Origin of the sequence: Streptomyces sp. SID5469, assembly GCF_009862865.1 — a bacterium.
GTDB lineage: Bacteria > Actinomycetota > Actinomycetes > Streptomycetales > Streptomycetaceae > Streptomyces > Streptomyces avermitilis.
Window position 1 is genome coordinate 1075936 of sequence record NZ_WWIN01000001.1, and the last position, 23980, is coordinate 1099915.

Here is a 23980-nt window from a genome sequence, read left to right on the forward strand (position 1 = left end):
CAGTCGGTATCCGGCTCCGGCCAGTTCCGTCACCTGCTGCGACTGCCGGTTCGGAGTGGCGTTGAAGACGACGACCAGAGTTTGCCGCACGGAAGGGCACTACACCGGAGACCATCCTGCTGTGGTGGCTCCAGCGTCATCCGGCCGGCATCGCTCCGGTCGTCGGCACCACCCGACCGGAGCGCATCCGCGCCTGCCGGGACGCCGTACACCGCGCTGTCGATCTCACTCATGAGGAGTGGTACGACCTGTGGGTGGCCGCTCACGGTGCCCCACTGCCCTGAGCCCGGACACCGGGCAATGGGCAGCAGGCAGCGGGCAGCGGGCAGCGGGCAGCGGCGACGCATCCGCGTGCCCGCTCACCCCTTTCACGCGCCTGACATGTACAGGTAATCTCCATAAGCCTGCAAGATATTGCTGCAAATTTCAGACAGGCGATGCGTTGCAGGCGTGGGTGCATCACTTTCCCCACAGCGACCCTGGAGACGCGCATGAGACGCCATCGACCACTCGCCCGCCCCCGCGCGGCGGGAGCTCTGGCGGCAGGCCTCCTCGCCCTGTCGGCCACGACGACCCCCTCCCCCGCCTCGGCGGCCGCCGCCGAGCCTGCGGCCGCCGAGGCGAACACGGCGACCGTCTTCTACTACACGAAGACCAAGAACTGGCCCGCCACGTACCTGCATTACGCCCCGGACGGCGGCTCGTGGACGGCCGCGCCCGGCGCCCGGATGGAAGCCGCCTGCACGGACTGGGTGAAGGGAACAGGCCCGGACACACGCCCCGGTCAGCGCTGCTCGAAGTGGCCGGGGCGCGCGTCCCGGTGCGTCAGGCTGCCCAGTTGTGCATGCGGAGGGACTCGGGATCGGTTCGGCAGGCACGGGGTGTCGGTATCCTTCCTCCAGGCCCTGAGGGCACCGACACCCCTCCGCTCAGGCGGCCAGAGCAGCCGACGCGTCGGCCTCGGTCAGCAGACCGATGAGGGTCGCCCGGGCGCGGGCGACCCGGGAGCGGACCGTCCCGATGGGACAGCCGCTGACCTCGGCCGCCTCCGCGTAGGGAAGCCCCATCAGCTGGGTGAGGACGAATGCCTCGCGGCGTTCGTCGGGCAGCACGGCCAGCAGATCGAGGAGCGCGATGCCGTCGTCGAGGCCAGGCAGGTCGCACGGCTGGGCCAGCTCCACCGCCAACTGCCAATCGGGGATATCGCTCAGCCGCGGCCGGGCAGCGGCATGCCGAAAACTGTCGACCACGGCACGGCGCGCGATGGACATCAGCCACGCACGGGCCGAGGAACGTCCCTCGAACCGGTGCAGGCTGCCGAGCGCCCGCAGGAATGTGTCCTGGGCCAGGTCGTCGGCGGCCTGCGGGTCCGCACTGAGATGGGCGACGTAGCGCACGACATCGCGGTGCAGGGCGCGTACGAAACGCTCGACCGCCTCCGGGTCACCGCCGCGGGCGGCCAGCGCCCATGCGGTGATGGACTCGTCAGCCGACGCCGGTCGGTCGTATGCGGCGCGCGAGGTGGGCAGGGCAGAAGTGATCACCAGGTGTCCTTCTCGGGTCATCCGTGATCCGGACCGGCACGAGGGCGCGGTGGTCCGGGGTGGGGGACGGCCGTACGGGAGGTACGGCCGCACGAGTGGGGTACGGCCGTACGGGAGGTACGACCGATGCCCGAAGCACCCACAGAACGGAGGTGCCTCGGGGAACCGGCTGTCTCAGATGACAGCGGTCCCCACGGGCGGGCCCCGAGAAGTGATCGCGTGCACGAGAAGGAGTCGCCGCGGCGTCCGGTCCGAGGAGCCTCGGCGTACGCGGATACGCGGACGGTGCGCCGGCGTCGGCAGGGCGAGCAGCAGCCGCAGCGGTGCCGCCAGGCGGCCGGCCAGGGCTCGCAGGATGCGGAAGGCGGCACGCTCGCCGTACGCCAGCCACAGCCCGCACAGCAGCGCGGCCGCCGAGTGAGCGGCGAGCATGCCGAACGAGGAGCCGCCGCCCATGTCGTGGCCCAGGTGAGCCAAGTGGCCCGCGCCCATGTTCCCCATGTCCATGGAGTCCATGTGCACGGAGTCCATGTGCACGGAACTCATGTCGGACCCCATGGAGCCCTTCGGCATGCTGTCCGCGCCAACCGAGCCCGCAGAGTGGGCAGCTGACTGAGCGACAGAGAACGCCGAGTGGAGCGCCCCCTGGGCGACAACCACCACGGACACGATCAGCGCAAGCCCCCGCTCACGACCGGCCAGGCACCAGCCCGTGCCACCCGTCACCAGGGCCGCGACCGTCATCGCCCACCAGGGCACTGCGGTACCGGACATCATCACGTGCCCCAGGGCGGCGAGCAGCACACAGACGGCCGCGAACAACGCGGCCCGTACCGTGCGACAACACCACCCAGCAGTCATGACGGCCTCATCTTTGCATCCGAGGTTCGGTCGTCACGGGTGGGTACGGAAATCAGCCGGGTGTCCCGTCAATCGCGGACCCGTGATCAAGAACACGGACATGTGCGGGAACCCGTCAGCTCTCCGCTCCTGCCCCGCGTGTCCGGTACTCGCTCCGGGTTCGCGCGGCAGGTCGGTGGCCAGGGCCAGGCGCCATTCCCGCGGGTAGGCCATCGGCGGCTGTCCGGCCCGAGCGGTGAAGCGCCGGGCCGGGTTCGCCCGGGACGCGCCCGTCTTCGTACGGTCACCGGATCGCTCCCGATACGGGCTTCACGTTCGACGGGATCCCTCAGCGGTCCTGCCTCCGCACGGCGTCGGGGGTGACGGGCGTGAAGAAGTTGATCAGATTCCCGTCCGGGTCCCGGAAGAGGAGGGATCGGTTGCCCCACGGCATGGTCGTCGGCGTCTGGACGAACTCGCAGCCGAGGGGCGTCAGACGCTGGTATTCCGCGTCGACGTCGGCGACGCGGAATTCGGTGATCAGCGAGCGATTGGATGCCGGGCGGGCGGAACCAGAGCCGAACAGCGCCACGGTGCGGCTGCTCGCGACCGCCAGCGTGCACGACGGCGTCACGATTTCGGCGAAGTCGGGGGTCGACCACGTCGCCGAAACGGCGGTGACCTGTTCGTAGAACTCGACAAGACGAGCGACGTCGTCGGTGATCACGCGGATCGAAACGAAGTTCATGAGTGGCTTCCTGCCTGGGGTGGTTCGGTTCCGAATGGAGGGACTCCGCGTACGCTAGGGGCAATACCGGACAGTTTCCGCCCGGTATCCGAGGCAGACTTCGTGGGTGACTACATCGACCGCCCGAGTGCTGGCCCTGCTGGAGATCCTTCAGGAAGGCGGCATCCGCACCGTCCCTGACCTGGCCGCCCGCCTGAACGTCGACGAACGCACTGTCCGCCGTTACGTCGGACACCTGCTGGATCTCGGTGTGCCCGTCGACTCGGTACGTGGCCGTTACGGCGGCTACCGGCTCGCTCCTGGCTATCGGATGCCGCCGCTGATGCTGACCGACGAAGAGGCCCTGGCCATTCTGCTCGGCCTCCTGGCCGGGCAAAGGGCCGGTCTGGTCACCACGTCGGCCGCGGCGAGCGAGAGTGCCGCGGCGAAACTGCGGCGGGTACTGCCCAAAGCCCTCGGGCGGCGGCTGGAGTCGCTGCTGGAGACGGCCGACTTCACGGCGCGTCCCCGTTCCGGCACCGCACCGGAAGCAGGTGTCCTGCTCGACCTCGCCGAGGCCGCACGTCATCGGCGGCCGGTGGCGATCAGCTACACCGACCGAAAGGGCCGCGGCAGCGACCGCACCGTCCTGCCCTACGGTCTCGTGGCGCATTCCGGACGGTGGTACCTGACCGGCGCCGACCCGGCCGGCGGCGAGGTACGCACCTTCCGCCTGGACCGGATCGCTGCCATGACCGTGCAGTCCGGTTCGTTCGTCGTCCCGGCGGGATTCGACCCGGCGGCCACAGTGCTGGAAAGCCTCGCGCACACGCCGTGGACCCACGAGGTGTCTTTGCGCATTCAGGACAGCGTCCAGCACATCCGCAGCCGTCTCCCGGCGGACATCGCGACCCTGTCCGTGATCCCGGCCACGGCCACACCCGACGACGCCAACCTGGCCGATACCGGCGATACCTCGTCCGACGGCCCAAGTGCCCTCGCGGCAGCCGACGAACGCGTCGGATGGGTCCACGTCGGGATCCGGGCCGAACGGCTGGACTGGATTCCCCCCGTACTCGCCGCCCTCGACCGCCCATTCGTCATCGAACGCCCCGCCGCCCTGCGCGATCTCGTGCGCGCGCTCGCCCGCCGCCTGGATGAGCACGCCACTGCCGGCTAGCGCCGTAGCAGGCAACGTTCGCTCTATTGCTCTTGGCAGGCGATGGGTTGTCAAGACAGACTGCCCGGCATGGAGTTGATCGCACGGGGGCGGGAAGCCGATGTGTTTGCCCTGGACGAGTCCAGGGTGCTGCGACGGTATCGGTACGAGGGGCGGCCAACCGATCTGGAATCACGCTTGATGGCTCACCTGACTGCGTGTGGGTATCCGGTGCCGAAGGTGTACGAGGTCAGTGACAGCGACCTGGTGCTTGAGCGGCTGACCGGACCGACGATGCTGGAGGCCCTGGCACAGCGCCCGTGGCGGGTGCGTGGGCTCGGTCGAATGCTGGGCGACCTCCACGATCGACTCCATGGGCTGCCGGCACCGGCATGGCTGCCCAAGCGGTTCGGCACTGGAGGAGATGACCGGGTGCTGCACCTGGACTTGCATCCAGGCAACGTCATTCTGACCGGGCGCGGCCCCGTGGTGATCGACTGGAGCAATGCGGGCGCTGGTGATCCCGCTGCCGATGTGGCGATGACCATGGTGACCGTCGGCAGCGCCGACGTCCCCGGGCTCGCCGCACGTCTGGGGCGGGGGCTACTTCTGCGAGCTATCCAGGACGGCTGCGCAACTGATCCCACCCCGCGGGTCCAGGAGGCGGTCAACGCCAAGCTGGCCGACCCGAATCTCACAACCACAGAGGCAGCGTGGTTGCGAAACCGTGCTGCTGTCTCTGCCGGTCCCTGAAACCGGCGCGGGCACCAGCACTGGACGAGGTCGCCGTGTCCGGCGCTGACGCGGTGACTTGCCCACGGAGGGCCTGACGCGGGCGGGTGCATCGGCCGGGCTGCTGGTCCAGGGGCAGGCCGTTGCGGTCGCCGAGGAGGTGGATTTTCGACTCGAGTGCTCGGAAGTAGGCGACGCTCCCTGCTTTGATGCGCTCCAGGTCAGCCACAGCCCATCGTGCCGGCGAACGAGCACGGTTGCGCCGTTCCGACATCCACGAGTGAGGCCAACGGCGCCGAACGCCAGAGCTCCTGCACAGTCGGGCATGACCAGCGTGGCCGGATGGTTTCCCGGCGGTGCCGAGAAGAGATCGAACTCCTGAGGCGGTGCTCAGCTCGGTGCAACGGTAGGGAGCCACCGGAGATCCACCGGGGCGGTCATGGGCTCAAGTCGAGCTGTGTGATGATGCATAAAAAATGGCCGGCCCTGGGGAGGGCCCGCGTGCGCGAGAAGGGCGGGGCCCGTCGTGGGCAAGGGTGGGGAGTCCATACCGGACGAAGAGTGGGAGCGCTTCCTTCGCGAAGCCGAAGCGGGGACCGAGGGCGCGCCCGAGGAGCCGTCGGCGCGAGCCCGCATGGCGGCGCGGCGCCGGGAGGAGACCGACCGACCGGAGCCGAGGCGGAGTCATCAACCGGCCCGGCGGCAAAGAGGCAAGGGCTGGTACGCGATCGGTCTGCTGGCTGCGGTCGCCCTGCTGGTCGTGGCTCTGGATCCAGGGCGGGTGACTGGATGGTTCGGCGGCGGGGGTGGCGAGAGTTCGCCGCTCGCCGTGGAATCGGAACGCCCGGATCAACCGCCACCGACGGAAGCAGCAGCCCAACAAGCGACCTTGGAGGAGCCGTTCAAGGGGTCGCCCGCGGCGCAGTGGGGTGACGGGACGGATGGGATCGGTCTGCCCAAGCCACAGGCGACCGGCTGGATGAGCAAGGCACAGGTCGCACAAGCACTCGAGAGGACCCGGGACTTCCTCAACGCGTCCAGTCTGGATCCTGGCGTGCTGCGCGGGGACAAGCCGAAGAAGGCGATCGCGTTGATCAATCCTCATCAGCAGGATGTCCAGGACTACCTGGCGACCGCGTTCCGTTCGCCAAGCCGTGAGAACGATCCTCGGCTGCTGTTCAGTCGGTTCGAGAAGGCGAAAGTGCGGCTTGTCGGGGATGTGGTCAAGACACGAGGGCGGATCACCTACCGAGAAGGCAAGCGCGGTGCGGTCGAGGTGACCACCGACGTCACGTACGTATATCCGGTCGTACGCGCTGCAGCGGGAAGCGACGAAGTCGCGCGCACGATCGTGCGCCGTGAGGTCGTGATGAGTTGGGACGACCCGGCGAAGGTCGTCATCGAGCCGGGTACGTTCTCCCTCGTCTCCTACAAGGTGGACACCACCAACGGCGGCTGCGATACCCTCACCGGCTACCTCACCCCCAAGTTCGATGCGGAGCGCGCGACTTCGAGCCCAGGAGACGGCCCCGAGGTCGACCCCTACAACCGGAGCAAGTCGATGGAGACGCGCATGCGAGAGGCCGGCGATGCGGGGTGCGGAACGGCCACCCGATCATGAACGGCAGTTGTAGGGGCGCCGTCGCGAGCGCCGTGATACCGCCGCCCGGGCCAGCGGAATCTCTTAGTGATCGAGCGATGATCGGTCGTGGCGACGGACCCGCGAGGGCGCTTTGCCGTCGGGGGGCTGAGTAGTGCCCCACGCGCTCGGCCGAGAATTGACAGTTCGTTACTCGCTACCACTCGGTTCTCTGGTATGTCTGGCCGAAACGGTCGAAACCTGACAGGGCACACATGCCACACGCTTCCGAATTCCGGACCAAGACATATTTGCGTTGGAGCGCAGTCCAACTCCTAGGTTCGGAAGCATGCGATACATCAAACTCGGAACGACCGGACTGGAAGTCTCCGCCATCACCCTCGGCTGCATGAGCTTCGGCGAGCCGGACCGGGGCGGCGAGCCCTGGTCGCTGGGCGCGGACGCCAGTCGGGACATCATCAAGCAGGCCCTCGAGGGCGGCGTCAACTTCCTCGACACGGCCAATGGGTACAGCGCCGGAAGCAGCGAGGAGATCGTCGGCCAGGCGGTCAAGGACTTCACCCGGCGCGAGGAGGTCGTTCTCTCCACCAAGGTCTGGATGCGGATGCGCCCCGGCCCGAACGGCGCCGGGCTGTCCCGCAAGGCGATCTTCGCCGAGCTCGACGCCTCCCTGAAGCGACTGGGGACCGACTACATCGACCTGTACCAGATCCACCGCTGGGACTACGACACCCCGATCGAGGAAACCCTCGAGGCGCTGCACGACGCGGTCAAGTCCGGGAAGGTCCGCTACATCGGAGCCTCTTCCATGTACGCCTGGCAGTTCGCCAAGGCCCTGTACCTGGCGGACCTGAACGGCTGGACCCGGTTCGCGTCGATGCAGGACCACTACAACCTCATCCACCGAGAAGCAGAGCGGGAGATGATCCCGCTCTGCGCCGACCAGGGCATCGGCGTGATCCCGTGGAGCCCGCTGGCGCGGGGCAGGCTGACGCGGGCCCGGGACACCGCCACGGCGCGTGCCGAGACCGACGCGGGCGGCAAGATCCTCTACCGCGACGAGGACCAGGCAGTGGCCGAGCGCGTCCACGAGATCGCGGGCAAGCGGGGTCTGTCCCCGGCCCAGGTCGCCCTGGCCTGGGTCATGCGCAACCCGGCGGTGACCTCGCCCATCGTCGGGGTCACCAAGCCGGCCCAGCTGGCCGACGCGGTCGCCGCGGTGGACGTCGAACTCGACGAAGACGAGGCCGCCTACTTGGAGGAGCCCTACCAGCCGCACGAGGCCGCCTACCTGGAGGAGTCCTTCTACAAGCGGCAGCCTGTGGCGGGCTCCCGGTAGTCCGGGCTACCGCCGGGCCTTCGACGAGTCCTTGGCCCCGGCCTTCACAGCCCTGTGGTCGGCCCGGCGGTGCTTGCGGGCGGTCGCGCGCAACTGCATGATCCGCGCGCTGCCCGCCAGCGTGGTGAGCAGGATGCCCCCACCGCGGCCAGCAGCAGGGCCACGCGCAGCGGGACGTGCCCGTGGGCATCGAAGTAGCTGACGTCCACCGACTGCTCCTGAGTTTGGTCAATTGGTTAACTTGATGGCCCTCTTGCCGTACTGATCCGTGTCGCGATCTGGCTGAAGCTGGGCATGCCGAGATCGATCACTTGGTGTTGACGGACCTGCTCTGCGTCAAGCTGGGTGATCTTCTCCTCTGCGCTGGCCAGGCTGACTTGCAGTCCCTCGATCTCACCGAGCCATCCCTCCTGTTCGGCTTCGGTGATTCGGGCGGCTCTAGGCGCTCGGAGTGCTGGCGCGCGGTGTTGAGGTCGGCCGCCCAGATCGCGTCACCCGCGGCATGCTGAATTTCCTGGGCGAGTTCACGCAGACCCTCGTTATGGACCCGAGCTGCCAAGAGTTGAAGTTGGAGCAGAGCCTCCGACCAGCCTTCAGCCGTTGGTGTCTCCCACTCGCGGGTAGGCCACGAGCCTGATTCGTGGAACTCGATGAGCATCCGGTCAAGTTCTTCGTAGACGGCCTTGAACAGGTTCGAGCAAGACGGACGTAATGAAGGAGCCGAGTAGGACCCCCACGAAGCCGAAGATCGCAGAAGCCGTTTCAGCAGTCTCCCTTTGCTGTTGAGTCCTTCGCGCCTCTGGATGGGGTGGGAATGCCGAGGTCGACGACGGCGTGACTGCCGCGGCGGCGGTCGAGCTGGGCAAGTTTCTCCTCTGCTCCGGTGAGGCTGACCTGGAGTCCCTCGACTTCGCCCAGCCAGCCTTCGCGCTCGGCTTCGTCGATGCGCGCGATGAGGTTGTCGCGGATGTCGACGAGCCCTGTCCGTTGGGCCGGATCCGGTCGGAGGAGTGAGCATCTGACACAAGCGTGCTCATGAACACAAGGGGATCCGAAGGCGCGAGCGCAGGTGCCGATGGACACCTTCCGCTTCTCGAAGTGGGCGAGGAAAGCGTCCCACTCCTCCTCGGTCGGGGTTCGGTAGCCTCAGGACATGCTGCCCCGGCACACCGTCCCCGGGGCCGGGGTGCGGCCCGTGCGGAGGTAGTGGTCGACCGTCTCCTTGACGCAGCGGTTCTGCGGGTAGGTGCCGTGGCCCTCCTCCTCGGCCGTCAGGAGGACGCCGACGCCGTCGCCCAGGGCGCGGGCCATGTGGCGGGCGCCGGGGTAGGGGGTGATCGGGTCGCCGGTGCCGCCGACCACCAGGACGGGGGCCGCGCCGTCGGCGTTCACCTGGAGCGTGGTGCGCTCGCCGTCGAACGGCCAGTCGTAACAGAGGTAGACGCCGGTGGACCAGGCAGCGCCGAAGACGGGTGAGGCGGCTGTGACGCGGGCCTTGTCCCGGTCGAGACGTTCGAAGTCCGGGCGCAGGCTGGAGTCCGCGCAGGTGATCGCGGTCCGGGCGGCGTGGCTGTCGTCGCGTGGGGTCGCCGCTCGGTCGGCGGAGCCGATGTCGTCCGCGCTCTTGCTCAGCGGACGGCCGTCGCTGTGGTCGATCAGCGCGGTCAGAGCCTTGGCGAGCGGCGCCCAGCCGTCCGTGCCGAGGCGGAGATGCTCGCTGACTGCGTGCGCGAGGTCGTCGGCGTCGAGGTTCCTTCCGCCGCCGGCCGGGGCGGGCTTCTTCTTCAGACGGTCGGCCAGGCGCGCCATGCGTCGAGCGGCCTCCTCGGGCCCGTCGCCGGTCGGGCAGTGGCGGATACGGGCAGCGCAGTGCGCGGCGAACCGGTCGAACGCCGCCTGGACCGCCTTGACCTGCGACACCTGCTCCTCGTCGAGGTCCTCGGTCGGATCGACGGATGCTTCGAGGACGAGCCGTCCGACGTGCGACGGGTACAGGTGGGCGTAGACCGCGCCGAGCGCCGTTCCGTACGAGACGCCGAAGTAGTGCAGCCGCTCGTCGCCGAGGAGGTAGCGCATCAGGTCGAGGTCGCGCGCGGTGTGCGAGGTGCCGATGTACGGGAGGAGCGCCCCGGAGTGCTCGGCGCAGGCGTCGGCCCCGTCGTCCGCGGTCTTCCCGCAGCGCACGGGGATGGTCGCGCCGACGCCGCGCGGGTCGAAGGAGACCAGGTCGTAGCGGTCGAGGAGCGGCTCGTACTGGTTGAGGAACTCGGGCAGTCCGCTCACGCCGGACACGCCGGGGCCGCCGAAGTTGAGGACGAGCGAGCCGATGCGCCGGGCGTTCGGGCCGGTGGCCTTGCGGCGGATCAGGGCGACGTCGATCGTCCTGCCGTCCGGTTTCCGGTAGTCGAGGGGGGCCTTCATGGTGGCGCAGTCGTAGCCCGTGCGCGCGGTGGGCGGCGAGGTGCAGCGGGACCAGCGGAGGTGCTGGCCGGTGGTGAGCGCGGTGGGCAGACCGGCGGGCGGGTTGCTCGCGGTGAACTCCGTACGCGGCTCCGCATCTCGGCCGCGAGCGTCGTGCTGGAGCCAGGCGCTGACGGCCCCGATCGCGACGAGGACGACCACGGCGATGATGCGCGCGCCGACCGAGAGGCCCGGTTCGCGGCTTCGTATCGGATGTGCGTCACTCATCGAAATCCCCGCGCTCCCGCCCCTGGACGCCCGCCCCGTGCCCGCATGCCCGGACCCGTGATCGTCCGATCGTCGAATGAGTGCAGGGTACAAGCCGCCTCCGACAGCACGGCTCGCGAGAGTGCCCATGGCGGACCCGCTCGTACGGGGGCGCGGACCGCTTACGGGGCAGCGGGCGCAGCACGGCCTGGTCCTCGGTGTCGCGCGGGTGACTGGATGGCGTACACATCTCCGATACGGTCGTCGCCGCGCCGACGCTGTCGCCATTCTTCGTGAGCCCGGAACACCATGACGGACACCTGTGAAGCAGGCTGCCAGTGCCGTGTGAAGGTCGGAGCATTCACGTCCGGGGCGTCTTCCAGGGGTGCACCGTGCTTCCCCAGCAGCCGCTCCAGTTTGTCGAACCGGAGGTGGCGGTCGAAGCGCCCGTACCGGTCGCGAATTGCCCTGTTGACGATGCTGCCGCCCGAGTACGACAGCCGGTGCACCTGCAAGGTGAAGTGGTGCCCCTCCCAAGGATGGTCCGGTGTTTCCCGAATCCAGAAGAACTCAGCCATTCCGTAGTCGCGCCACATGCTGTGGTCGTCAAGGGAGTTCTCGGCGAAATCGGAACCCAGCATCGCGGTCACCCGGTCGGGACTGTCCGTCGGATGGGCACCGAGCACCGTTCCGGAGGCGACCACGTCCATGTAGAACGCAAGGGAATGCGGAGTCAACTGGCCTTCCTTGACGGGGCGCCGGGTATCAGAAGCGACGGCCTCAGCATATGCGACCGGGGACGCCACGAAGATCCGCCGGACAGGCCCTGGTCGACAGGAGCGCTTCGCTCACCCTGCCCTCACAGTCCCCCCTCGGCATCTCGCGCACCATGCCTCATCGCGCCACCGGCAGCACATTGCGTCGTACCACTCCTGCCACACCCGCCCGTCTCAGTTTCCGTCTCATCCAGCTCCGTTCACGGTCGTCCAGGCGAGACACAGTCACACCGCACCGCACCGCACCCTGAACCGGCGGCACGTGCTCGCCACCCGTCCCGCCGCTGCTCTGATGTCACAGACGGCGGGGCTGTCTCGTCTCAGGTCTCGGAGACGAACTTCGGGAACAGGAAGGTGATGGTCATGCGGGTGTTCGTGGCGGGCGGGACCGGGGTCCTGGGACGGCGGCTGGTGCCGCAGCTCGTGGCTCGTGGCCACCAGGTGACGGCCACGACGACGAGCGCAGCCAAACTCGGCCTGGTGGAGCGCCTGGGTGGCGAGGCGGTGGTGATGGACGGGCTGGACGCGGTGTCCGTCGGTGAGGCGGTGGCGGCCGCCCGGCCGGACGTGATCGTGCACCAGATGACCGGCATTTCCATGGCGCACGCCGGCAAGCCCGACCTGAAGCATTTCGACCGGTGGTCCGTCCCCACCGTCCGGCTGCGCACCGAGGGGACGGACCACCTGTTGGCCGCGGCCGAGGCGACCGGCGTAGCGCACTTCGTCGCGCAGGGATACGCCAACTGGAACGGAATCCGCGAGGGCGGATGGGTGAAGACCGAGGAGGACGCGCTGGACCTGCACGAGGGGACGGCTGCGTATACGGCGATGGCGGCGCTCCGCCACGTCGAGGACGCGGTTCTCAAGGCCGACGGCGCGGTGATGCGTTACGGCGCGTTCTACGGACCGGGCGCCACCGACGACCAGCTCGTGCTCGTGCGCAAGCGGCAGTTCCCGCTGGTCGGGGACGGCACCGGCTACGCCTCGTGGGTGCATCTCGACGACGCGGCGAGCGCCACGGTCCTGGCCGTGGAGCAGAAGACGAGAGGGGTGTTCAACATCGTCGACGACGAACCGGCCCCGGAGAGCGAATGGCTGCCCTGGCTGGCGGCGTGCGCGGGGGCGAAGCCGCCGATGCGGGTCCCCAGGTGGCTGGCCCGGCTGCTGGCCGGAGATGTGGTGGTGACGATGATGACCGAGGGCCGCGGCTTCTCCAACGCCAAGGCCAAGCGGGAGCTCGGCTGGGAGCTGCGCTATCCGTCGTGGCGACAGGGCTTCAAGGAAGGGCTGTCGTGACCCGGACCGAGGAGTTCGAAGAGCTGCGGCCGCTGCTGTTCTCCGTCGCCTACCGGATCCTGGGCAGCGTGAGCGAGGCCGAGGACGCGGTCCAGGAGACCTGGCTGCGCTACGAGCTCTCCCCGGCCAGGCCCGCGTCAGCCAGGGCGTTCCTGTCGGCCGTGGTCACCCGGGTCTCCATCGACGTGCTGCGCTCGGCCCGCATGCGGCGGGAGGAGTACGTCGGGCCGTGGTTCCCCGAGCCACTGCTCACCGACCCCTACGAGGACCCGGAGCAGTCGGCGGAGCTGGCCGACTCGCTGTCGATGGCGGCCCTGTTGCTGCTGGAGCGGCTCAGCCCGCTCGAGCGGGCGGTCTTCGTGCTGCGGGAGGTGTTCGCCTTCGGCTTCCCGGAGATCGCCTCGGCGGTGGGCAGGTCGGAGGCGGCGTGCCGCCAGCTCGCGGTGCGGGCGCGCCGCCACATGGACGCGGGCCGGCCCCGGTTCGAGGCCGACCGCAAGGAGCGCGAGGAGCTCGCCGAGCGGTTCTTCGAGGCCTTGCGGGAGGGGAACGTCGACGGGCTGCGGGAACTCCTCGCCGCCGACGTGTCGCTGGTCGGGGACGGCGGCGGCAAGGCCCCGCAGTGGGCCAGGGGCTTCTTCGGCGTCGGCCAGGTGTCCCAGATGCTGGCCACCCTCTTCCCGCCGTTCTTCCGGATCGGCGGCGTCGTGGACCCGCACCAGGTGAACGGTCAGCCGGGCGCGCTCTTCCGCGACCGGGACGGCAAGGTCCTCAACACCTGGACACTCGACATCCTCGGCGGGCAGATCCAGGCGATCCGCACGGTGAGCAACCCCGACAAGCTCGGGCACCTGGGCCCCGTGGCGGACGCGTGGGCGGTCCTGCGCGAAACGCAGCAGGTCCGTCCGGACCCGGAGTGACCCGAAGAGCTCACTGCGCTGCGGACCCGTGGTGCCGGGTGCGGCAGGCGGGCCGGAAAACCCCTCGGGGAAGCAGCGGCGGCGACGGCTTGCCGCGCCCCGACAAGAAACCAAGCAGCCACAGGTTCAGCGCACCAGAACCAGAACAGGAGAATCGGACATGATCAGGATCGGCATCATCATCGGCAGCACCCGCCCCGGCCGGAACGGCGACCGGGTGGCCCAATGGGTGCGGGATCTGGCGGCTGAACACGCGGGCGACGCCGCGGACTTCGAGCTCGTGGACCTGAAGGACCACGCGCTGCCGCTGCTCGACGAGCCCGTGCCGGCGGCCATGGCGCCGGGCCGGCAGCCGCACACCCGGCGATGGGCCGAGCGGATCGGCTCGTGCGACGCCTTCATCGTCGTCACACCCGAGTACAACACCGCCCCGCCCGCCGCCCTGACCAATGCCATCGACTACCTCTACGAAGAGTGGGGCGGCAAGGCGGTCGCTTACGTCGGCTACGGCATCTTCGGCGCGGTCATGGCCGTACAGAAGCTGCGCGCGCAGGCGGGCCCGTTGCGAATGGCGGACATCGGGCCTCAGGTGGCGCTGTCGCTACGCGAGGACTTCGTGGCCTTTGCCGACTTCCAGCCGCAGGAACTGCATGTCGCGGAGGTACACGGGCTGGTCGACGAGCTGCTGGCGTGGGCGAAGGCGCTCGGCCCGCTGCGCGCGGCATCCCCGGCTGCTGCCTGAACGGCGAAAAGCCCATCCCCTACAAGTCGAAGCCGCTGTGCGAACGGTGGCGGTCCGTGCCCCGGCCCCGCGCCGGGGTACGGACCGGCCTGTCGGTCCGATCACCGAACCCGCTGCCTACTGCACCGGCAGCAGGACCTGATCTCCATCGTCACCGACCTCCCTCGACCGACCTCCCTCAATCGAGGCGGCGGCTTCGGGTCCCTGCGCAAGTCGCTGGACACCACCATCCCCCAGCAAGGAGCTGGCCGTGATCGAACACGCCACACACCAGAAGATCGCGCTGATCACCGGGGCGAACAAGGGGATCGGCCGGGCGGCTGCCGAGCAACTCGCCGCGCTGGGCATGACGGTCCTGATCGGCGCCCGAGACCCACGGCGTGGCGAGGAAGCCGCTGCGGCGTTGCGCGCGGCAGGCGGCAACGCGCACCAGGTCACCTTGGACGTCACCGACCAGGCCACCGCCCGGGCGGCCGCACAGCAGATCGACGAGCGCTTCGGCCACCTCGACGTGCTGATCAACAACGCCGGCATCACCGGCTCCGGACAGGTCTCACCCGAAGACGCCCACGATCAAGTCCCCAGCTCCGTGAACCTGGACATGGTCCGGGCGGTGTTCGAGACCAACGTCTTCGGGGTGATCGCGGTGACCAACGCCATGCTCCCGCTGCTGCGGCGGTCACCGGCGCCGCGGATCGTCAACGTCAGCAGCGCCGCCGGGTCGCTGACCATCGCCAGTGACCCGGACGGCCCGCTCACGGGGCTGCCGACGTCGGCCGCGTACACGCCCTCCAAGACCGCGCTGAACGCGCTGACCGTGCAATACGCCAACGAACTGCGGAAGAACGGCTTTCTCGTCAACGCCGCCGACCCCGGCTACGTCGACACGGAGATCAACAACCACAGCGGGTACCTTACGGTCGCGCAGGGCGCCGCGGCCCTGGTGCGCCTGGCCACGCTCGGCGCGGACGGGCCGACCGGCGGGTTCTTCAGTGAGGACGGCCCGGTGCCCTGGTGACGGTGCCCCTGGACAGCGGCGACTACCAGTCCGGCCAGGCCGGTAAACAAGGCCAGATCAATCTCACCGGGATTTCCCGTACCGCAACTACTCACACCCGGTGAGGCCAGCCGGTTCACGGCAACTGAAGGCCATTCAGCGTGACGGCCGCCCGGCGACCGCAACCAGCGGCCGCGCAAGCGGCACTGGAGCCGGTCAGCGGGCACGGGTCGGCGATGATTGGCGAAGTAGACATCATCCTCGGCACTTCGTGAGCCAGTTGGTGATGGCCATGCTGTCTTCGGCGACAGCACGCTGCTCCTGGTGCCTGAACGCGCGTCACCACGGTGCGCTCCGGGGCAAGACGCAGGCGCTCGCCGCGGCTTCGAAACGAAGTGACCGCTACGGGTATCTCTACCGGTAGTTGAGCTCGGCGAGTTCGGTGGCGAGTTTCTTGGGCAGGCCCGTGTGGCCGAGCAGGGGAAGCACGATGTTGCGGGCGCCGCGGGCGATGGCGCTGTGGGTGGTGGCGATGCGGGTCATCCGGTCGGTGAAGGCGACCACCCGCTGGGCGACCGGGCGGCGCCGGGCCTCGTAGCCGTCGAGCTGCCCGGTGGCGAACGCCCGGCCCAGGGCGTGGCCGTCCTGGATACCGGTGTTCATCCCCTGACCACCGGCGGGGCTGTGCACATGCGCGGCGTCTCCGGCCAGCAGCACACGGCCTACCCGGTAGTGGTCGGCGACCCGGTGGTGCACCCGGAAACGTGAGGACCAGGCAAGGCCCGTGACCTTGGCCTGGCCGGGGGCGCGCTCGTCCAACAGCTGCTGGACGAAGGCGAGGTCGGGGGTGTCCGGAGCGTCGTCCACGGTGGCGACGACCCGGTAGTGGCCGCCGGGGAGCGGGGCGACGACGGTGAGACCCGCGGTGCCGAAGGTGAGCGACACCTCGCTGGGGCCCGGAGCCCAGTCCATCACGACATCGGCGAGCACGAAGGACTCGCTGTAGGCACTACCGGTGAACCCGATGCCCGACGCTTCACGCACAGTGCTGTGCATGCCGTCGGTGCCGACGGCGTACCCGGCGCGCAGCGTCTGCCCGGTGCTCATGGTGAGCGTCACACCGTCCTCGTCCTGGACGACCGAAGTGACCTCGTGCGGGCGGTGCACATCACCGCCGAGCGCCCGCAGCCGGGCCAGCAGCACACTCTCGGTCTCGTACTGGGGAACCATCAGCGTGTACGGGTGGGCTGTGGGCAGCTTGTCGAACGGCACGGTCAGCAGCCGGCGGGAGCCGTCACGGACGGCGAACCGGGTGACCTGGATGCCGCGCGCGATCAGCTCCTCGGAGGCTCCCAGCTCGTCCAGGACCTCCAGGGTGCGGGCATGCACAACGGCGGCACGCGAGGTGTTCGCGCCCTCCGCCAGCCGGTCCAGAACGACGAAGTCGATGCCGGAGGCGGCGAGCGTGACGGCGAGCGCAAGGCCCGCGGGGCCGGCGCCGACGATGGCGACCTCGGTGCGGGCGGGGAGTGGGGTGGTGTCCATGGCGGAGTCTTCCGTTCACATCCAGACGGAAAGCCAACAAGCGTTGGCCTACGTTCGTTGACAGAGTGCCCGGCTCGACATTGGAAAGTCAACCGCTGTTGGCCTACGATTGTTGGCATGACGTCGGGTACTGAGATCACCAGCACAGACAAGCGTTCCGACCGGACCAGGGCCGCGATCCTGCGCGCCGCACGTGAGCGATTCGCCGCCCAGGGCTACGAACGCACCACCATCCGCGCCGTAGCCGCCGACGCCGACATCGACCCCTCGATGGTCATGCGCTACTTCGGCAACAAGGCACAGCTCTTCGACATGGCGCTGGCCATCGACCTGCGACTGCCGGACCTCACCGCCGTCGCGCCGGACGAGCTGGCACGGGCGCTGGTGCGGCACTTCCTCGACCGCTGGGAGGGCGACCCGGCCGACGACGCGCTGCTGGTCCTGCTGCGCTCGGCGGTCACCAATGAACATGCCGCGGCCCGGATGCACGAGATCTTCGCGACCCAGATCGCCCCGTCACTGGCCTCCGCCCTGGGCCCCGAGCTCGCCGCACGCCGGGCCGGCCTGATCTCCTCCCAGCTCCTCGGCCTCGGGCTGACCCGCTACCTGCTGCGCCTTCCTGCGGTGACCGCACTCACACGGGACGAGATCGAAGACGGCCTCGCGCCGGCCATCAAGGCCACTCTTGAGTCGAGCTAGGTCAAAGTCACCGTGGTGGGCGGCGACCAGACATACCCACCGGCCGCCCGGCTCACAGGTCGGGACGCGTCAGCGCCATCGCCGCCCTCATCGCCGTGCCCATCGTCAGAAGAGCGTCATGAATCGTGCCCCGGACATCAGGTAGCCGCCAACAGCGCGGTCCGCTGCCGCCCCGGGCACTTCGATGGGACTCGGATATCCGTGTGGTTGCGCACCGAGGGGTGATCGAGCGATGGGCGATGTCGAGGGGCGGCGCATCGTTGCCGGAGTAAGTGGTTCGCTGGGCAGCCTGGCGGCCTTGCACCGGGCCGCCCACGAGGCCCGTCGTAGCCGCGCCGAGCTGCTGGCCGTACTGGCCTGGGAACCGCCTGGCGGTGATCTCGCCCACCGGCGATCGCTGCTCGCGTCGCCGGCGACCGACTTTCGGCAGGAGGCGGGCGAGCGACTGCTCGCCGCTCTCCGCACGGCCTTCGGCGACGCGGGGCCTGGGGTTCCGTTCCAGGGCCTGGTCGCACGGGGCACTCCAGGGCGCGCACTGGTGGAGACCGCGGACCGGGCCGACGACCTCCTCGTGGTCGGCGCGGGGTACCGCGGGAGGATGCACCGTGCTCTGTTCCCGTCGGTCGCCCGGTACTGCGTCGCCCACGCCGCCTGTCCGGTCCTGGCCGTACCGCCCTCACCCCTACAGGGCGAGCTCGCCTCCGTGCACCGCCGCATCAGCCTTCGACTGCCGCTCGATGCCCGGGAATTGACGGACGGCAGGCCCTGACCGGGCGTGCCGGACCGGTGGTGTCCCAGAACCGCGCCGGGCACGGTGTCGGGCCGCGGCGCCTCAAGGGTCCTCTTGACGATGTCGTGCGGTCGAACACACAGCCAACTCCGTGCCGTGTCAGGGTCGCGTTACGGGTCCGGCGCTTCGCGTCAAACATCCGTCAGTGAAGGGGCCCGTCCCCGGACCGGCGGGCATAGCTTCACTGGAGCGCCCCGGTCAGTCCGACCGAGCGGCGCACACAGCCTTCTTCGAGGAGCAGCACGATGTCTCCAGTCGAGTATTCCGAGGACCCCGAGCCCTCTGAACGCTTCCCGGCCGGACTTCTCCACGTCCCTGTCCGGTCGGGGCCCGCGGGCTGTACGGCCCGGTTCTTCCGCACCCCCCTGGGCGGCCGTACGGCCGTCGGTTTCACCTCGGCGGCGAAGCTCACCGCCACGCTGGGCACGGACCAGGCCTGCATCAGGCTTTCCGAGCCCGCGCTGCGCGCACTCGCCGCACCCCTGGGTGTCACGGCCCTCACCGTCGACCCGCCCTTCTCCGCCCCCGCGGCCGACCGCACCGCGGCCACAATCCGTGAGCACGAGAATTCCTGGCGACGCCTGCATCCCCGGCGCGTCGGTGCCCTGCGGGTGACTGGTGCCGCTGCCGTCGTCGCGTGCCTGAACCTGCTGATCGGCTGAGGAGACGCCATGTCAGTTTCTGTTCCGTCGTCCCTTCCGTCCGCGCTTCCGCCGTCGGTCCCGGCCTTGCCGCCCTCGGATCCCCAGACCCTGTCCCGGCTCCTCGGCGACACCGACGGCCTGTCCGTCTGGCCCCGCTCCGCACGCCCCGAAGCCGACGGCGACGTCTGTGTCGGCGGTGTCTCCCTCACCGAGGCGGCCGACCGCTTCGGCACCCCCGTGTACGTGCTCGACGAGCAGGAGGTACGGGAACGCTGCCGTACGTACCGCACGGCGTTCCCCGAAGCCGACGTCGTCTACGCGGCCAAGGCGTTCCTGTGCCGTGCGATGGCGCACTGGGTGCAGGAGGAGGGCCTCGGCCTGGACGTCTGCTCCGCCGGGGAGCTGGCGCTCGCCGTCACCACCGGCTTCCCGCCGGAGAAGATCGTGATGCACGGCAATGCCAAGAGCCCCGAGGACCTGCGCACCGCCCTGCGGCTCGGTGTCGGACGCATCGTCGTGGACAGCGCCTCGGAGATCGCGCGCCTTGCCGCGATCACACCCTGCGACACCCGCCAGAAGGTCATGGTGCGGGTGGTGCCCGGCATCGCGGCCGGCGGACACACCAAGATACGCACCGGCACCGACGACCAGAACTTCGGCCTGTCCCTCACGGACGGATCCGCGCAGCACGCCATCACCCGGATACTGGACCAGCCGCACCTCGAACTCGTCGGCCTGCACTGCCACATCGGCTCGCAGATCGCCGCCGTGAAGCCGTACGTCGCCGCCGTGCGGCGCATGGTCGGACTGATGGCCCGGGTAAGGGACCAGCACGGGGTCATCCTGCCGCAGCTGAACATCGGCGGCGGGCACGCCATCGCCTACCGGCCCGGCGACGAGACCATGAACGTGGGCGTGCTGGCCGGCCGGGTCCGCGCCGAGCTGGAGGACGGCTGCGCACGGGCCCGACTTCCCGTGCCGCGGCTCACCATCGAACCCGGCCGGGCGGTCGTCGGCCCCGCGGGCGTCGCCGTCTACCGTGTCCTCGCGGTCAAGCGCACCGGCGAGCACACCTTCGTCGCCGTCGACGGCGGCATGAGCGACAACCCGAGGCCCGCGCTGTACGGAGTGCGGTACGCGCCCCGGCTCATCGGCCGCCCCTCCTCCGCCCCGTCCCGTTTCGTCACTGTCGTGGGCCGGCACTGCGAGGCGGGCGACGTCCTCGCCGACGGGGTGGCGCTCCCGGGCGACGTACGCCCCGGGGACCTGCTCGCGGTGCCCGCGGCCGGGGCCTACCACCTGTCCATGACCTCCGGTTACAACCTGGTCGGCCGGCCTCCGGTCGTCGCGGTGTCCGACGGCATCGCGCGCGTTCTCGTACGGCGTGAATCGCTGGACGACATGAGCCGTCGGGACGTCGGCCTGTAGCACCGAGCTCCCACCGCCCGGCCCCCACCACCCGGCCTCCGCCGAAGCTCCCCCTCGTCGGAGGCCGCTCCACGCATGCCGCCGGCAGCCCGAACGATCCACGGTCACGCGCCGCGCGGGGCCACACGGTCACAGCTGATCAGCACGGCCGACCCGATCGGCACCAGCCCGAGCAGCGCACCCGGCATCGGCTCAGTTCGCCGCGCCCGTTTCACGCGCGGCTCTCGGAAGGCGGGCACGCCGTTGGCGATGGCCTCCACACCGGTCAACGCCGAGCAGCCGGAGGAGCACGTGGGCCGCGTCGGCCTTCTCGGAGTTGCAGATGTTGGCGTGCGCCATCCTCCGGCGCAGGGCCGGCGGACACGGGTCCAGCCGCGCAGGGCCTTGATGACGTCCGTGCCGTCCATGTCGGGCAGCCCAGGTCGAGGACGACCACTTCGGGCCGGCGCGCGGCGGCACGGCGGAGCGCGGTGGCGCCGTCGGGGGCCGCGTCCGCTCCGTACCGGCGGGCCCGCAGGTTGATCACGAGGGCCCGGACGAACTGTGGACCGTCCTCCACCACCAGGACCCGGGTCATCGGTGTGCTCCCTTCCTGTTGCGCGGAGGGCTGGAGCCTGCCGGAACCGGCGTCACTGCCGGAACCGGCGTCATGGCGGCGGGAGTTGACGCATCGGGATGTCTCCCGATGCGTCAACTCCCGCGTGGAGCGCGTAAGGCCGTCAGCTCGTCGCCACGAGTTCCTTGAGCGCGATGTTGAGTTCGAGGACGTTGACGCGGGGCTCACCGATGAAGCCGAGGGTACGGCCGTCGGTGTGCTCGTCGACCAGTTTCTGCACCGGGGCGACGGCCAGGTGGTTCTGCTCCGCGATCCGGTGCACCTGAAGGTCCGCGTACTCGGGGGAGATGTCCGGGTCCAGGCCGGAGCCGGACGACGTCACCGCGTCGGCGGGGACGTCGGACGGCTTGACCTTGTGGTCGGCGGTCGAGTTGTCCTTGACGACCGCGGCCTTGGCGTCCTTGACCCACTTGATCAGATCGGCGTTGTCACCGGAACGGTTGGTCGCACCGGACAGGATCAGCGAGTACTGGGTGTTGACGCTGTTGGTGCCCAGCCCGTTCGCCGGACGCCCCTGGAACCACTTCAGGTCGGGCTCCGGGGTCTCCTGGCCCTTCTTCAGCGGCAAGTTGTACGCCTGGCCGATCAGCGAGGAGCCGACGACCTTGCCGTCCGCCTTGATCTCCGAGCCGTTCGCCTGGTCCGAGAACAGGCCCTGGGCGACACCGGTGACGGCGAGCGGATAGAGGACGCCTGTCACCACGGTGAGCACCAGGAGGGATCGCAGGCCGGCCCAGAGCAACCGGGCCGTGTTCGTAACCGAGTTGTTCATTGTGATCAGCACGCTTTCAAAAAATTACAGCCCGGGGATGAGGGAGATGAGCAGGTCGATGATCTTGATGCCGATGAAGGGCGCGACGAGGCCGCCGAGACCGTAGATCCCGAGGTTGCGGCGGAGCATCCTGTCCGCGCTCACCGGCCGGTACCGCACACCCCGCAGCGCGAGCGGCACCAGTGCGATGATGATCAGCGCGTTGAAGATGACCGCGGACAGGATCGCGGAGTCCGGCGAGGACAGCTGCATGATGTTCAGCTTGTCCAGGCCCGGATAGACCACCGCGAATAGCGCCGGGATGATCGCGAAGTACTTCGCCACGTCATTGGCGATCGAGAACGTCGTCAGCGCGCCACGGGTGATCAGCAACTGCTTGCCGATCTCCACGATCTCGATGAGCTTGGTGGGGTTGGAGTCCAGGTCCACCATGTTCCCGGCCTCCTTGGCGGCCGAGGTACCGGTGTTCATGGCCACACCCACGTCGGCCTGGGCCAGCGCCGGCGCGTCGTTCGTGCCGTCGCCGGTCATCGCGACGAGCTTGCCGCCCGACTGCTCCCGTTTGATGAGCGCCATCTTGTCCTCGGGAGTCGCCTCCGCGAGGAAGTCGTCGACGCCGGCCTCCTCAGCGATCGCCTTGGCCGTCAGCGGGTTGTCACCCGTGATCATGACGGTCTTGATGCCCATGCGGCGCAGCTCGTCGAACCGCTCGCGCATGCCCTCCTTGACCACGTCCTTGAGGTGGATGACGCCGAGGATCCGCGCACCGTCGGCGTCCTCGACGGCCACGAGCAGCGGCGTACCGCCCGCCTCGGAGATCCGGTTGGCCAGCGTGTCGGCGTCCTCGGACACCTCCCCGCCCTGTTCCCGCACCCAGGCGATGACCGACCCGGCCGCGCCCTTGCGGATCTTGCGCCCGTCGATGTCCACACCCGACATCCGGGTCTGGGCGGTGAAGGCGATCCACTCGGCGCCGGAGAGCTCGCCCTGGTGGCGCTCGCGCAGCCCGTACGTCTCCTTCGCCAGTACGACGATGGAGCGGCCCTCGGGCGTCTCGTCGGCCAGCGAGGAGAGCTGGGCGGCGTCCGCGACCTCGGCCTCGGTGGTGCCGGTCACCGGTACGAACTCGGAGGCCTGGCGGTTGCCGAGGGTGATGGTTCCGGTCTTGTCGAGGAGCAGGGTCGACACGTCGCCCGCCGCCTCGACCGCCCTGCCGGACATGGCCAGGACGTTGCGCTGCACCAGCCGGTCCATGCCCGCGATACCGATCGCGGAGAGCAGGGCGCCGATCGTCGTCGGGATCAGGCAGACCAGCAGGGCCACCAGCACGACCATCGTGAGGTGCGTACCCGCGTAGTCGGCGAACGGGGGCAGCGTGGCCACCGCGAGCAGGAAGACGATCGTGAGGGACGCGAGAAGGATGTTCAGAGCGATCTCGTTGGGCGTCTTCTGCCGTGCGGCGCCCTCGACCAGGGCGATCATCCGGTCGATGAATGTCTCGCCGGGCTTTGTCGTGATCTTGATGACGATGCGGTCGGAGAGGACCTTCGTACCGCCGGTGACGGCCGAGCGGTCGCCGCCGGACTCGCGGATCACCGGGGCCGACTCGCCGGTGATCGCCGACTCGTCCACGGACGCCACGCCCTCGACGACGTCACCGTCGCCGGGGATGATGTCGCCCGCCTCGCACACGACCAGGTCACCGACGCGCAGCTCGGTGCCGGGGACCACGGTCCCGTCGGCCCTGCGCGCCACGGTGTCCGTCTTCGCCCTGCGCAGGGTGTCCGCCTGCGCCTTGCCTCGGCCCTCGGCGACCGCCTCCGCCAGGTTGGCGAAGATCACGGTCAGCCACAGCCAGGCGCTGATCGCCCAGCCGAACCAGTCGCCCGGGTCCTTGAAGGAGAACACCGTCGTCAGGACCGAACCGACCAACACCACGAACATCACGGGTGACTTGACCATCACCCGCGGGTCGAGCTTGCGGAAGGCGTCCGGCAGCGACTTGAGCAGTTGCTTGGGGTCGAAGAGCCCCGCGCCGACACGTCCTTCGTCCTTGTGGCCGGTCGGCACATCGCTGTGCGGTGCCCGGGTCGGAGTGGCTGTGGACATCGAGTCCTCGTCGTTTTCTGTACGGGTCTTCTCCGTAC

Annotated in this window: 21 protein-coding genes and 2 pseudogenes; 14 read left to right on the forward strand and 9 right to left on the reverse strand. The window is 69.4% G+C overall.

The features are described from left to right. Nucleotides 1-491: 491 nt before the first annotated feature. A pseudogene (locus tag GTY58_RS04790) lies at nt 492-770 on the forward strand (carbohydrate binding domain-containing protein); the annotation flags it as partial. A 159-nt stretch (nt 771-929) separates the two neighbouring features. Here the strand turns inward: GTY58_RS04790 and GTY58_RS04795 are convergent. The 3 genes from GTY58_RS04795 to GTY58_RS04805 all read right to left on the reverse strand — a co-directional run bounded on the left by GTY58_RS04795 (nt 930) and on the right by GTY58_RS04805 (nt 3132). Continuing rightward, on the reverse strand, nt 930-1544 hold the full coding sequence (locus tag GTY58_RS04795) for a sigma-70 family RNA polymerase sigma factor (RefSeq protein WP_010982336.1): 615 nt from the start codon (nt 1542-1544) through the stop codon (nt 930-932). 174 nt (nt 1545-1718) lie between these two features. Continuing rightward, complete coding sequence (locus GTY58_RS04800) at nt 1719-2405, reverse strand: hypothetical protein (RefSeq protein WP_010982337.1); 687 nt, start codon at nt 2403-2405, stop codon at nt 1719-1721. A gap of 328 nt (nt 2406-2733) precedes the next feature. Beyond that, a complete protein-coding gene (locus GTY58_RS04805; protein ID WP_010982338.1) occupies nt 2734-3132 on the reverse strand; it encodes a VOC family protein in 399 nt (132 codons plus the stop codon). 106 nt (nt 3133-3238) lie between these two features. On the opposite strand from GTY58_RS04805, the gene GTY58_RS04810 reads away from it, so the two are divergent. The 5 genes from GTY58_RS04810 to GTY58_RS04830 all read left to right on the forward strand — a co-directional run bounded on the left by GTY58_RS04810 (nt 3239) and on the right by GTY58_RS04830 (nt 8955). Next, on the forward strand, nt 3239-4291 hold the full coding sequence (locus tag GTY58_RS04810; RefSeq protein ID WP_010982339.1) for a WYL domain-containing protein: 1053 nt from the start codon (nt 3239-3241) through the stop codon (nt 4289-4291). Between the two features lie 69 nt (nt 4292-4360). After that, nucleotides 4361-5023, forward strand: coding sequence for a phosphotransferase (locus GTY58_RS04815; RefSeq protein ID WP_037651584.1), 663 nt, complete (start codon nt 4361-4363; stop codon nt 5021-5023). A gap of 505 nt (nt 5024-5528) precedes the next feature. Continuing rightward, complete coding sequence (locus GTY58_RS04820; protein WP_010982341.1) at nt 5529-6623, forward strand: hypothetical protein; 1095 nt, start codon at nt 5529-5531, stop codon at nt 6621-6623. Nucleotides 6624-6930: 307 nt separating this feature from the next. Continuing rightward, nucleotides 6931-7941 (forward strand): aldo/keto reductase, encoded by a 1011-nt coding sequence (locus GTY58_RS04825; RefSeq protein WP_010982342.1) that lies wholly within the window; start codon nt 6931-6933, stop codon nt 7939-7941. A gap of 834 nt (nt 7942-8775) precedes the next feature. Continuing rightward, nucleotides 8776-8955, forward strand: a complete 180-nt coding sequence (locus GTY58_RS04830) for a hypothetical protein (RefSeq protein WP_037651588.1) — start codon at nt 8776-8778, stop codon at nt 8953-8955. Nucleotides 8956-9087: 132 nt separating this feature from the next. Here GTY58_RS04830 and GTY58_RS04835 read toward each other — a convergent pair whose 3' ends face one another. Together GTY58_RS04835 and GTY58_RS39475 are read right to left on the reverse strand one after the other, a co-directional pair. Then, nucleotides 9088-10629, reverse strand: coding sequence for an alpha/beta hydrolase (locus tag GTY58_RS04835; RefSeq protein ID WP_010982344.1), 1542 nt, complete (start codon nt 10627-10629; stop codon nt 9088-9090). A 161-nt stretch (nt 10630-10790) separates the two neighbouring features. Continuing rightward, complete coding sequence (locus GTY58_RS39475) at nt 10791-11345, reverse strand: hypothetical protein (RefSeq protein ID WP_042492744.1); 555 nt, start codon at nt 11343-11345, stop codon at nt 10791-10793. Between the two features lie 402 nt (nt 11346-11747). Here GTY58_RS39475 and GTY58_RS04840 point away from each other — a divergent pair, with 402 nt between their 5' ends. The 4 genes from GTY58_RS04840 to GTY58_RS04855 all read left to right on the forward strand — a co-directional run bounded on the left by GTY58_RS04840 (nt 11748) and on the right by GTY58_RS04855 (nt 15360). After that, complete coding sequence (locus tag GTY58_RS04840) at nt 11748-12680, forward strand: NAD(P)-dependent oxidoreductase (protein ID WP_037651609.1); 933 nt, start codon at nt 11748-11750, stop codon at nt 12678-12680. Further along, the gene (locus GTY58_RS04845) at nt 12677-13600 is read left to right on the forward strand and encodes an RNA polymerase sigma-70 factor (protein ID WP_010982347.1); all 924 of its coding nucleotides are present in this window, start codon (nt 12677-12679) and stop codon (nt 13598-13600) included. The genes GTY58_RS04840 and GTY58_RS04845 overlap by 4 nt, the downstream gene beginning before the upstream one ends. 160 nt (nt 13601-13760) lie before the next feature. After that, on the forward strand, nt 13761-14342 hold the full coding sequence (locus GTY58_RS04850) for an NAD(P)H-dependent oxidoreductase (protein ID WP_010982348.1): 582 nt from the start codon (nt 13761-13763) through the stop codon (nt 14340-14342). A 250-nt stretch (nt 14343-14592) separates the two neighbouring features. After that, nucleotides 14593-15360: an SDR family NAD(P)-dependent oxidoreductase gene (locus GTY58_RS04855; protein ID WP_010982349.1), complete on the forward strand. Its 768-nt coding sequence runs from the start codon at nt 14593-14595 to the stop codon at nt 15358-15360. 393 nt (nt 15361-15753) lie between these two features. On the opposite strand, the gene GTY58_RS04860 is transcribed toward GTY58_RS04855, so the two are convergent. Further along, entirely contained in the window at nt 15754-16884 is a 1131-nt protein-coding gene (locus GTY58_RS04860) for an FAD-dependent monooxygenase (protein ID WP_010982350.1), read from the reverse strand. Between the two features lie 117 nt (nt 16885-17001). On the opposite strand from GTY58_RS04860, the gene GTY58_RS04865 reads away from it, so the two are divergent. The 4 genes from GTY58_RS04865 (at nt 17002) to lysA (ending at nt 20445) form a co-directional block, all read left to right on the forward strand. Further along, nucleotides 17002-17583, forward strand: coding sequence for a TetR family transcriptional regulator (locus GTY58_RS04865; protein ID WP_010982351.1), 582 nt, complete (start codon nt 17002-17004; stop codon nt 17581-17583). Nucleotides 17584-17815: 232 nt separating this feature from the next. Continuing rightward, complete coding sequence (locus GTY58_RS04870) at nt 17816-18352, forward strand: universal stress protein (protein ID WP_037651590.1); 537 nt, start codon at nt 17816-17818, stop codon at nt 18350-18352. A gap of 266 nt (nt 18353-18618) precedes the next feature. Further along, on the forward strand, nt 18619-19035 hold the full coding sequence (locus GTY58_RS04875; RefSeq protein WP_010982353.1) for an SAV_915 family protein: 417 nt from the start codon (nt 18619-18621) through the stop codon (nt 19033-19035). Between the two features lie 9 nt (nt 19036-19044). Beyond that, nucleotides 19045-20445, forward strand: coding sequence for a diaminopimelate decarboxylase (lysA, locus tag GTY58_RS04880; RefSeq protein ID WP_010982354.1), 1401 nt, complete (start codon nt 19045-19047; stop codon nt 20443-20445). A gap of 359 nt (nt 20446-20804) precedes the next feature. Here lysA and GTY58_RS40430 read toward each other — a convergent pair. The 3 genes and pseudogenes from GTY58_RS40430 to kdpB form a co-directional block, all read right to left on the reverse strand. Next, a pseudogene (locus GTY58_RS40430) lies at nt 20805-21022 on the reverse strand (response regulator); the annotation flags it as partial. Nucleotides 21023-21164: 142 nt separating this feature from the next. Further along, a complete protein-coding gene (locus GTY58_RS04890) occupies nt 21165-21833 on the reverse strand; it encodes a potassium-transporting ATPase subunit C (protein WP_010982355.1) in 669 nt (222 codons plus the stop codon). Between the two features lie 24 nt (nt 21834-21857). After that, nucleotides 21858-23942, reverse strand: coding sequence for a potassium-transporting ATPase subunit KdpB (gene kdpB, locus GTY58_RS04895; RefSeq protein WP_010982356.1), 2085 nt, complete (start codon nt 23940-23942; stop codon nt 21858-21860). Nucleotides 23943-23980 lie beyond the last annotated feature (38 nt).

Coding starts and splice junctions, on each gene's coding strand:
- GTY58_RS04800 (WP_010982337.1), bottom strand. CDS start 2,405: ATGACTGCTGGGTGGTGTTGTCGCACGGTACGGGCCGCGTTGTTCGCG.
- GTY58_RS04805 (WP_010982338.1), bottom strand. CDS start 3,132: ATGAACTTCGTTTCGATCCGCGTGATCACCGACGACGTCGCTCGTCTT.
- GTY58_RS04815 (WP_037651584.1), top strand. CDS start 4,361: ATGGAGTTGATCGCACGGGGGCGGGAAGCCGATGTGTTTGCCCTGGAC.
- GTY58_RS04825 (WP_010982342.1), top strand. CDS start 6,931: ATGCGATACATCAAACTCGGAACGACCGGACTGGAAGTCTCCGCCATC.
- GTY58_RS04835 (WP_010982344.1), bottom strand. CDS start 10,629: ATGAGTGACGCACATCCGATACGAAGCCGCGAACCGGGCCTCTCGGTC.
- GTY58_RS04840 (WP_037651609.1), top strand. CDS start 11,748: ATGCGGGTGTTCGTGGCGGGCGGGACCGGGGTCCTGGGACGGCGGCTG.
- GTY58_RS04850 (WP_010982348.1), top strand. CDS start 13,761: ATGATCAGGATCGGCATCATCATCGGCAGCACCCGCCCCGGCCGGAAC.
- GTY58_RS04860 (WP_010982350.1), bottom strand. CDS start 16,884: ATGGACACCACCCCACTCCCCGCCCGCACCGAGGTCGCCATCGTCGGC.
- GTY58_RS04865 (WP_010982351.1), top strand. CDS start 17,002: ATGACGTCGGGTACTGAGATCACCAGCACAGACAAGCGTTCCGACCGG.
- GTY58_RS04870 (WP_037651590.1), top strand. CDS start 17,816: ATGGGCGATGTCGAGGGGCGGCGCATCGTTGCCGGAGTAAGTGGTTCG.
- GTY58_RS04875 (WP_010982353.1), top strand. CDS start 18,619: ATGTCTCCAGTCGAGTATTCCGAGGACCCCGAGCCCTCTGAACGCTTC.
- lysA (WP_010982354.1), top strand. CDS start 19,045: ATGTCAGTTTCTGTTCCGTCGTCCCTTCCGTCCGCGCTTCCGCCGTCG.
- GTY58_RS04890 (WP_010982355.1), bottom strand. CDS start 21,833: ATGAACAACTCGGTTACGAACACGGCCCGGTTGCTCTGGGCCGGCCTG.
- kdpB (WP_010982356.1), bottom strand. CDS start 23,942: ATGTCCACAGCCACTCCGACCCGGGCACCGCACAGCGATGTGCCGACC.